Annotated in this window: 7 protein-coding genes and 1 pseudogene; 7 read left to right on the forward strand and 1 reads right to left on the reverse strand. The window is 44.3% G+C overall.

Going from position 1 to position 10,545, the window contains the following annotated elements; translation table 11 throughout:
* Positions 1-261: 261 nt before the first annotated feature.
* From rimP to OGM63_RS29265, 6 genes and pseudogenes are all read left to right on the forward strand, one after another.
* Positions 262-723 (forward strand): ribosome maturation factor RimP, encoded by a 462-nt coding sequence (gene rimP, locus OGM63_RS29240; protein WP_263749267.1) that lies wholly within the window; start codon positions 262-264, stop codon positions 721-723.
* 141 nt (positions 724-864) lie between these two features.
* Positions 865-2,079, forward strand: a pseudogene (gene nusA / locus OGM63_RS29245) (transcription termination factor NusA); the annotation flags it as partial.
* 842 nt (positions 2,080-2,921) lie between these two features.
* Positions 2,922-3,167: a YlxR family protein gene (locus OGM63_RS29250; protein ID WP_263749268.1), complete on the forward strand. Its 246-nt coding sequence runs from the start codon at positions 2,922-2,924 to the stop codon at positions 3,165-3,167.
* A 452-nt stretch (positions 3,168-3,619) separates the two neighbouring features.
* Positions 3,620-6,778: a translation initiation factor IF-2 gene (infB, locus tag OGM63_RS29255; RefSeq protein ID WP_263749269.1), complete on the forward strand. Its 3,159-nt coding sequence runs from the start codon at positions 3,620-3,622 to the stop codon at positions 6,776-6,778.
* A gap of 58 nt (positions 6,779-6,836) precedes the next feature.
* A complete protein-coding gene (locus tag OGM63_RS29260) occupies positions 6,837-7,502 on the forward strand; it encodes a low-complexity tail membrane protein (protein WP_263749270.1) in 666 nt (221 codons plus the stop codon).
* Between the two features lie 6 nt (positions 7,503-7,508).
* Positions 7,509-7,688, forward strand: coding sequence for a hypothetical protein (locus tag OGM63_RS29265; RefSeq protein WP_263749271.1), 180 nt, complete (start codon positions 7,509-7,511; stop codon positions 7,686-7,688).
* A gap of 254 nt (positions 7,689-7,942) precedes the next feature.
* Here the strand turns inward: OGM63_RS29265 and OGM63_RS29270 are convergent, their stop codons facing one another.
* Positions 7,943-8,290, reverse strand: a complete 348-nt coding sequence (locus OGM63_RS29270) for an alpha/beta hydrolase (protein ID WP_263749272.1) — start codon at positions 8,288-8,290, stop codon at positions 7,943-7,945.
* A gap of 476 nt (positions 8,291-8,766) precedes the next feature.
* Between OGM63_RS29270 and OGM63_RS29275 the strand changes: the two genes are divergently transcribed.
* Positions 8,767-10,479, forward strand: coding sequence for a DUF1565 domain-containing protein (locus tag OGM63_RS29275; protein WP_263749273.1), 1,713 nt, complete (start codon positions 8,767-8,769; stop codon positions 10,477-10,479).
* Positions 10,480-10,545 lie beyond the last annotated feature (66 nt).

The raw sequence follows: 10,545 nt of genomic DNA on the forward strand, positions 1-10,545 counted from the left end.
CTTGTCTCCCTTGTCTCCCTTGTCTCCCTTGTCTCCCTTGTCTCCCTTGTCTCCCACTCCCCCACTCCCCCACTCCCCCACTCCCCCACTCCCCCACTCCCCTTTCCCCATGTCCATTATTAACTTCTCACTTCTCCCCCCAAAAGAAATGCGCTAAACTCAATTTAGGTCGAACCATCTTTGGTTCGGCACAATACTTCTTGGAAGATATCCTTATCGCAGGAAGTGGGTCAATGCCCACTTTTTTTATTGGATTATTGCATGACTCATCCCTTAGTCCCACAAATTATTGATTTGGCAACACCAGTGGCAGAAGAACTGGGATTGGAAGTCGTTGGGGTAGTTTTTCATACTAACCAACGTCCCCCAGTGTTGCGGGTAGATATTCGCAATCCCCAAGAGGGGACTGGATTGAATGATTGTGAGCGGATGAGCCGTGCTTTAGAAGCCTCCTTAGATGGATCGGATATCATTCCAGATGCTTACGTTTTAGAGGTGTCAAGTCCTGGTATTTCGCGGCAACTGGCAACCGACAGGGAATACCTGTCCTTCAAAGGATTTCCTGTAATTGTCTTTACATCCCAACTCTACGACGGACAGCAAGAGTGGATTGGTCAATTGATTCTGAGGGATGAAATATCAGTTTACTTAAACCAAAAAGGTCGTGTAATCCAAATTCCTCGCACTCTCATCACTAGGGTGCAGTTGAATGAAAGCAGATAACAATTAGGAGAACGGAGTAGGAGTTAAGTTTTGAGTTTTGAGTTATTTGAAAACTCCTAACTGTAGAGACGCGACCGATCGCGTCTCTACAACTCCTAACTTATGCTGGGTGTCTGCATAATAATTAAAGGAGATAAATCTATGTCTACAGTTAAATTAACAGGATTAAAAGATTTAATCGAAAGTATTAGTCGCGAACGGAATTTACCGCGTCTGGCAGTTCAATCAGCTATTAGAGAAGCACTGCTAAAAGGTTACGAACGTTATCGTCGTGCCCAAAATTTAGAGCGAAGACAATTTGATGAAGAGTACTTTAATAATTTTGAAGTAGAACTTGATGTTGACGAACAAGGATTTCGCGTTCTTTCCACCAAAAGCATTGTTGAAGAAGTTGGCAATACTGACCATCAGATTTCTTTAAAAGAAGTTCAAGAAGTAGCTCCCGAAGCGCAATTAGGTGACTCTGTGGTGCTAGATGTTACCCCCGACAAAGAAGAATTTGGTCGCATGGCGGCGATGCAAACCAAGCAAGTTTTAGCGCAAAAACTGCGAGATCAGCAGCGCCAGATGGTGCAAGAAGAATTTCAAGACTTAGAAGGAACTGTACTCCAAGCAAGAGTATTGCGCTTTGAAAGGCAGTCAGTGATTATGGCAGTTATCAGTGCCTTTGGTCAACCAGAGGTAGAAGCTGAATTACCCAAGCGCGAACAATTGCCCAACGATAATTACCGAGCAAATGCTACATTTAAAGTATATTTGAAAAAGGTTTCTCAAGGACAGCAACGCGGACCGCAGTTACTAGTTTCCAGAGCAGATGCTGGTTTAGTAGTATATTTGTTTGCCAACGAAGTGCCGGAAATTGAAGATGAAGTTGTGCGAATTGTTGCTGTTGCCAGAGAAGCTAATCCCCCTTCACGTTATGTAGGACCGCGAACTAAAATTGCTGTTGACACCCTCGATCGCGATGTCGATCCAGTTGGTGCTTGTATTGGAGCGCGGGGATCGCGAATTCAGGTGGTGGTCAATGAATTGCGCGGGGAAAAAATCGATGTGATTCGTTGGTCGCCAGATCCCGCAACTTACATTGCTAACGGCTTGAGTCCCGCACGAGTCGATGAAGTGCGCCTCATGGACCCCGAAAGTCGCCAAACTCACGTTTTAGTAGCTGAAGATCAACTTAGTTTAGCTATTGGTAAAGAAGGACAAAACGTCCGTTTAGCTGCTCGTCTGACTGGTTGGAAAATTGACATCAAAGACAAAGCAAAGTATGACCCCGTAGCGGAAGATGCAAAATTTGTCGCCGTCCGAGCAAAATATCAAGAAGAAGAAGATGAAAGGGAGTTTGAGGAGCTCGAAAAAATAGAGCAACTACACCTAGACCAAGCAGATGAGTACGAGGAATTAGAAACAAACGACGAGTATGAAGATGAGCCAGATGAGCCAGATGAGCCAGATGAGCAAGATGAAGAAATAGAAGCATGTCAAAACAAGTTAGAAACTGTTATGAAGTCAGTTGAGAATTTTCCATCTAACTTAAGGGTAGCTTTGCAAGATTTCATAGAAGACAGATCGCAATTAGCAGACAATTTTAGACAATTGTTGCTGAAAAGTTCTTTAAGTTCGCTAAAACAGCTTTTAGAACACCTAGCCGATTTAGCTGTGGCTTCTGATACACCTTTTACTATAGCGAAACTTACTAACGCTTTAGGAATAAAAGGTGCTACATTTCAAAGCATCTTGTCTTTATTGGTAGTTTGAGTATTCCAAAAATATTCGCTCAATTTTGATAGATATAGCGCGATCGCCATTTGTCGCCCATCTTTTCATTTATCGGATTACCCGCTCGCCAACTTGTTTGGAGTGCTTGCATTTAATCGTTTGTTGGCTTGAGCAATAGCTAAACGCAACAAACGAGCGTTTTGAAAAATAAAAAAGCGATCGCTGCCTAACGGTGGAGAATTAGCGCTAAATTATCAACCGTCAGGATGATGATCTTCCCTGACCTCAACTTGGTATCATAAATATTCTCAGATGTTGCAATTAGTCAATAAAAGGGTAAAAATACAAATAACTTAACAAACCTTAATTTCTCATTAACTAAGGTTATAAAGGTTTAGTTGAGAATGTAACAAAAAATAAAGATTAGTAGTAGAGGAGTTGTTTAACAAAAAATACTGCATTTAAGCCAGTGAAAAGAGATGAAAAAGAATTACCGACGTTGTATAAGTTGCCGCCAAGTCAAATTAAAAGAAGAGTTTTGGCGGATTGTCCGCGTCTTTCCATGTAGACAGGTACAATTGAATCAGGGCATGGGGCGTTCTGCTTACATTTGTCCGCAAGCGAGTTGCCTTTGTGCTGCTCAAAAAAAAAATAGACTAGGGCGATCGCTACATGCATCAGTGCCAGAAACACTGTATGAGGCATTGTGGCAACGTTTAGCCTAAAGCCATACCAATTAATATTCGGGTTTTGGCGGTAATCCTCAGACAATTGTAGTGACAGCCGTAGTAATACGCTATCATCACATTCTGACTTGATTGCTTGGGTTAATGCCAAAATAGGAAATAGGTGTAGTTAGCGCAGCTAGCTCGCTTCTCAACTTTATTGCAGAGCGGCGAAGCAACATTCTCAAAAAGTTTGACTCGATTGTGTTGTGGAATCAGAATCAGCAAAACCAAAAAAAAACAATATGGCAACCTGGTAGCGCGATCGCGCGACTCCATCAACCATCCTTGGGTATGGAGATGCCAGCAGTAAACCGAAACATCTCTCTTTCCTGATTGGAGGCACCGGCAAAATCGTATCTGGGCAACCTAAACACAGTAGTCAAAGGATGGAGATGTCGCACTCCCAGGCAGCCATCCGCTAAAACTGTAATCTTATTGGGGAAGAGTGGATGAACAACGGCAAAGTGAGAATTTACGAATTATCAAAGGAATTGAATTTGGATAACAAAGAGCTATTAGCAATTTGCGACCAGCTCGATATTGCGGTCAAAAGCCATAGCAGTACAATTTCAGAAACAGAGGCAGAACAAATCCGGACAGCAGCCGAAAAACTGGCTGCTACGAATGTAATGCCAAAAAAAGAACTTACAACCAGTAATAAAGCAAATTCACCACAAAATGGTGGACTTTCCCGACCAACCGCACCCCACAAACAACAAATTTTGGAAATTCGCAAACCCAAAATATTGAGAAACACTAACTCCAACGCCCAAGAGGCATCAGTTGCTATTAGTACTGAATTTGCTTCTTCTGAGGCTAATCCTCCCTCACCTCCACGACCCTTCGCCACACCAGTCTCATCATCAATGAAGCCGACGGCACCAACTCGACCAGTACCCCGGAATCAGTCGGAGACCCCACAAAACCCTCCTGTAACTGAAGCAGAGCAAACGCTTGATCGTACTCCGACACCAGAAAAAACAGCTACAGAGAAACCGGAGAAAACAGCAGCTCCCAGACCAAAACCGGAAAAAGCGCCTAGACCGCAACTAGTAGCGCCACCCGCAAGACCACTTGGGGAAACAGCAACTACAAATGGACAGCCTCTGGAGGAAATGGGAGAGCCGATTGAAGCGGGATCGCTTTCTCAGACACAAAAACCGATCCTGAAGCGCGATCGCGATCAGGTAAAACCCAAAATCGGCAGACCAACAAGCGACCAGCCAGCACAAGATGCACCCCGTCCAGCAGGACGACCCACTCCCGCACCAGTCAGACCAGAGCAAAAAGGTAATAGACCATCTGCCCCAACACCCGGAGGAGATCCGCAACGACCCAGACCGGTACGTCCAGGTGAAAAACCAGCATCACCAGTGGCAACTCCACCAAGAGGGCTTGCGGGTGTTTCCGCAAAACAAGGTGACGGGATGGATGACGATCCCGTACCACCCGATTTGCTCGACCTCAAACGCCCCACACCACCTCGCCTACTCAAAGGTGGCAAAAAGTGGCAGGAAGAGGAAATTATTGACGAAGTTAAAGAAAAAGCAGGCAAGGGAGTCACCAAAGGCAAGCGAGTTAAGCCGATTCTGGATGATGAATTTGAAGAAGACTTGCTCGATGATGAAGATTCAGATTCACTTCTCACCGTTCAGGTCAGCCTTTCCATCGCTCGTCCTCCCAAACCAAAGGCAAGCCGACCTTCCTCACCGATAATAGCCGCAACAACCAGCATCCCAACTGCTAGAGGTAGTAAAAAGTCAGGCAGCCGCGACCGCGATCGCGACCGCGATCAAAAAGGCGGACGCCAACAAGAGCAAAAGCGCGATCGCCCAGAAAAACTGATAGTAACAGGTCCCATGACCGTGCAAGAACTGGCTGAAGCCTTAGCAGTTGCCGATACAGAGATTGTGAAAATCCTGTTCATGAAAGGCATGGCGGTAAGCATCACCCAAAACCTAGATATTCCCACCATTACCCTGATCGGAACTGAGCTAGAAATACCAGTCGAAACCGCCGAACTAGAATCCGAGGCAATTAAAGTCACGGAAATGATCGAAGCGGGAGACTTGGAAAACCTCGTGCGCCGTCCCCCAGTCGTGACAATTATGGGTCACGTAGACCACGGTAAAACTACCCTGCTCGACTCGATTCGCAAAACAAAAGTGGCTGCGGGTGAAGCTGGTGGTATTACCCAACACATCGGTGCTTACCACGTCGATGTCGAACATGAAGGCAAGATGCAGCAAATCGTCTTCCTTGACACCCCCGGTCACGAAGCTTTTACAGCTATGCGAGCGCGGGGAGCGCGGGTGACAGACATTGCTGTATTGGTAGTAGCTGCGGATGACGGCGTTCGTCCCCAAACCATTGAAGCCATTAGCCACGCCCAAGCAGCGGGAGTGCCAATTGTCGTAGCAATTAACAAAATCGACAAAGAAGGGGCACAGCCAGAGCGGGTGAAACAAGAACTCACCCAGTATGGTCTGACCGCAGAAGATTGGGGCGGTGAAACAATCATGGTTCCTGTGAGCGCTATCAAGGGCGAAAACCTAAATACGCTCTTAGAAATGATTCTGATAGTCGATGAGGTAGGCGAACTCTCTGCCAATCCAAATCGGACTGCTAAAGGAACAGTCATTGAAGCTCATCTGGATAAAGCAAAAGGAGCAGTTGCTACTTTGTTAATTCAGAATGGTACTCTCCATGTCGGCGACATGCTCGTAGCTGGATCAGCATTTGGTAAAGTTAGAGCAATGGTCGATGACAGAGGAGCCAGAGTTGAAGCTGCAAGTCCTTCTTTTGCCGTCGAGGTGTTGGGTTTAAGTGATGTACCAGCAGCAGGCGACGAATTCGAGGTTTTCGGGAACGAAAAACAAGCACGCGCACTCGCCTCAGACCGGGCAGACAAGCAACGCCAATCCCGCCTATTACAAGGACGAGTTACCCTCACAACCCTTTCCGCTCAAGCGAAAGAAGGCGAGTTAAAGGAACTCAACTTGATTCTCAAGGGAGATGTCCAAGGCTCTATAGAAGCCATTGTGGGATCGCTCAAACAAATCCCGCAAAACGAAGTACAAATTCGCATGTTATTGGCTGCTCCTGGGGAAATCACGGAGACAGATATCGACTTGGCTGCCGCTAGTAACGCCGTAATTATTGGCTTCAACACTACCTACGCTAGTGGTGCCAGACAAGCTGCCGATGAGGCAGGTGTGGATGTGCGCGAATACAACATCATCTACAAACTCCTAGAAGACATTCAAGGAGCTTTGGAAGGTCTGTTAGAGCCAGAATTGGTAGAAGAACACCTGGGTATTGCAGAAGTCCGTGCCGTGATCGCAATCGGTCGTGGTGCAGTTGCCGGTAGCTACGTGCAATCTGGCAAGCTAGTTCGCAACTGCAAAATCCGAGTGCGTCGTAATAACAAAGTCATCTATGAAGGTGTTCTGGACTCACTCAAACGGATGAAAGATGACGTTAAGGAAGTGAATGCTGGCTATGAATGCGGTATCGGCGTTGATAAATTCAACGACTGGGCTGTAAGTGACAGCATAGATTCCTACCAAATGGTGACGAAACGCCGCACTTTGACTTCAACCAGATAGTGTTGAGTGCAAAATAGCTATTTGTAGAGACGCGAAATTTCGCGTCTGTATAGGAGTTATGAGTTATGGGTTTTTAACTCCTAACTCTCAACTCATAACTCCTAATTCCACTATGTCCTCATTTCGCTCTGAACCTATTTTGTGGATTCACGTTGCTGGATTGGCAACGCTACCGATTTTTTTGCCGCTGTGCTTATTGTTTTTGGCAGTAGGCGATCGCTCACTACCAATTTGGTTAGAGCTATTTGTAGTTGCAGCAATTGGCGTTATCCCGCTGTTGTGGATGCAGTTACGCCGTCCTTTTTATATATTTGCCCTTCTGGGAGTAGCGAAGAAGCCAGAAACCCTCTCAGAACCCCAGCGTAAAATTCTCTGTTTAGTTAATACAAAATTAAATCGTCTCCTAGCAGTTTTCGGAGCTGTATTATCAGTCGCAATACTGGGACTGCTTTATCAAGCAACTCCATTAGTCGCAAATATTGCTGGGCTTTTACCTCAATGGAGAGGTTTAGCATTGCTTTTTGCTGGATTATTCTTTTTGGCGAGTAATTTATTTTTGCAAATTCCCCTGAGTGTGGCACGAATTTTGGTGACGAAGGAAACAGAATTTGCGACTTTAGAACCGTTATCTTTAGAAAAGATTAAGCAGGATTTTACAATTTTAGGGGTGCGGGTTAATCAAATCTTGCCCCAGTTGACTGGCAAAGTTAAAACTGAGGAATAAGTAATTATGGCTCGAATTCAAACTTCTACCGATACGGAAATTTGGGATAGTCTCATATCGGCGATCGCTGTAAGTTCCGGCTTCCAAAGCTGGCAACTCGAACACGATACTCAATTACAAGGGCTTCGTCTTGAACAACAAGTACAGCGCTATTTACGGGAAACTTTAGAAACTTTAGCTTACTAAGTATATAAATAGAAATGACGAGAAAAGCTCATCTCAATAGCTGATTGCTAATATTACAAAGGCAATTGGCTATTTTCTATAAGCATAAATAGCCAGTTAGTTTTATGACGTGAAAAATACTTAAATAGGACTTAGGCACTCCTGATCGAAAAAATGAACAGTGTGCCTTATCTACGAGAGGCACAAAGGCTACGTGCAGCGTCTCCGTAAAAAGAAGGAATAAGAGTTGCAGAGAGTTTTTGCGCTCATTCCTATTAAAAACCGAGTATATCTTGTAGATTTCCTTGCAAGCGACGGAGTTGACGGTAGGCAGTTTCTAGGCGATCGCCTTCAACTTCTATCTCATTTGTGGGATTATTTTCAATAACTTCTATAAGTGTAATTTGCCTATCTTTACTGGCAGAAATTACCAAAGCAGCCCGTAAAGCTTGTTTGTCTGCCTCACGCGATCGCGTATGAATAACTTGAGTAACTTGATCTAAAATCACATTGCCAATTCGGCTATTCAGCACCTTATCTAAAATCACCGGATTTACCTTCACAGGTTCCCTCAAGTACTGACGAATTGCTTGAGGGTTTTGTCTAGCCAAAGCTAAATTCACTGGAAATTACCCATCACATATACAGCACCCTATCGCTTTAATCGAATATACGTAGAGACTATTCTCAGAATCGTCTCTAGAAGGAGAGGGGTTTTATATATGTACGAACTTAGGAGTGAAATTTGCTGTAAATACCAACGAAGACGAGTCTTTTTATTAAATAAATATGAAATTATCAGCTTTTTAGATAATAATTTTAAAATTAAAACCTCAATAAAAAGTATTGTCAAGTACAATAGCTTTTAATTACAGCCCAAAAACACTACCATAAGAGGCTTTTTGGTCAAACTTAAATTCAGCTTGACAGTTTGAAAACTGTAACATTAAACAACATTAGGGTTGATTTTTCTTCAAAAATTTGGCTGATAAGGTGCTGTTATTCCGGTATAGTTTTGCATGGGTTTTACAGCTACCTGGCTGCTATCAACACCTCTTTCAACTTACCTTAATTCACTCAAATCACAGATATAAAAAAGATGAAACGTCAGGGTTTTCACAAGCCTCAATCGAAAACTTTTCGCCTTATTTCTAGCAGTCACCCCAGATATACTCTACCTTTGCGAGCAGGACTAAGTGCCTTGATACTCGTTTCTGCGGCATCAATGCGATCGCCTGCTCAAGTAAATCCTGGTGCTAGCCTTAAAGAAGATATTACTCCAACTCTAATCGCGCAAGTTCCTGCAACAGCAACAGCAATTTACGTCAACCCCGCAACCGGTGCAGACAGCGCTGCTAGCAATTCTGAAGCAACACCCTATAAAACTATCACCCAAGCCCTCACCAAGGCTCAACCAGGTACCGTCATTCAACTTGCTGGTGGTACTTATAACAGTGAAAGTGGCGAAAAATTCCCATTATTCATTCAACAAGGTGTGACACTGCGCGGTGATGATGCCAGCAAAGGTCAAGGGATATTAATTACAGGTAGTGGTTCATATACTAGTCGCACCTTTGCCGCACAAAACATCACAATTCGCGCTGACAAAGATTCTACCATCACTGGCGTTACTGTCACCAACCCCAATCAACGCGGTAGTGGTGTGTGGGTTGAATCAACTAATCCCAAAATTACAAATAGTACATTTGTCAACAGTGGAAGAGAAGGTATTTTCGTTACGGGTACAGGTAATCCCAAAATTGAAAATAACGTCTTTACTGAAAACAAGGGCAATGGGGTTTCCGTCGCTAAATCTGCCACAGGTGAAATTCGCAATAACTTGTTTCAATCAACTGGTTTTGGGATTGCAGTTAGCGATTTGGCAACTCCTTTAATTACTGATAATCAAATTATCCAAAACTATGGCGGCATTGTTGTCACTGGTAGCGCTAAACCAATGCTCCGTAACAACGTAATTCAGGATAACCGAGATCACGGATTAGTTGCGCTTCAGAAATCTTTACCAGACTTGGGAACTCAGGAAAATCCTGGTAAAAATCTGATTCGCAATAACGGGAAAAAAGACCAAAAAAAGTTTTTTGATGTATTAAATGCAACCACTCAGAATACAATAGTCGCTGTTGGTAATGATATTGACCCCACCCGAATTTCTGGCAAGGTAGATTTTGTTGCTGCCAGTGTTGAACCCCCCGCAGCACGAGGTCAAACCGCTTTTAAGGATGTACCTGCGGGTTATTGGGCAAAAGGATACATCGAAGCTTTAGCCTCTGCGAATATTATTGCCGGTTTCCCCGATGGCACTTTTAAACCTAATGAACCTGTAACACGCGCTCAATTTGCTACTATCGTCAATAAAGCTTTATCGCCAGCAAGCAAACGCCCAGGTATTGATTTTAAGGATCTGAAAAACAATTTCTGGGCTTACGCAGCAATTCAATCTGCTTACCAGGGTCAATATGTCTCTGGCTATCCCGACGGTACGTTTCAACCACAGCAGCAAATTCCCAGAGTGCAGGTGTTAGTATCCTTAGCTAATGGTCTGGGTTTAAATGCTGAAACTCTGAATGCTTTGACTTTCTACACTGACGCAACCCAGATTCCCAAATATGCAACAGGTTCTGTTGCTGCTGCAACTTCCAGGCAATTGGTAATTAATTATCCTACTGTTAAGCAACTAAATCCAAATCGTGAGTCAACTAGAGCAGAAGTTGCTGCTTTTGTTTACCAAGCGCTAGTTAGTGCTGGACGCGCTCAAGCAATTCCCTCACCGTATTTGGTACAAACTCCCTAATCAGGGGACAAGGGGGACAAGGGGACAAGGGGACAAGGGGGACAAGAGGGGCAAGGGGGAAAAGGG

It is taken from the genome of Plectonema radiosum NIES-515 (assembly GCF_025753815.1).
Classification (GTDB): domain Bacteria; phylum Cyanobacteriota; class Cyanobacteriia; order Cyanobacteriales; family Nostocaceae; genus Hassallia; species Hassallia radiosum_A.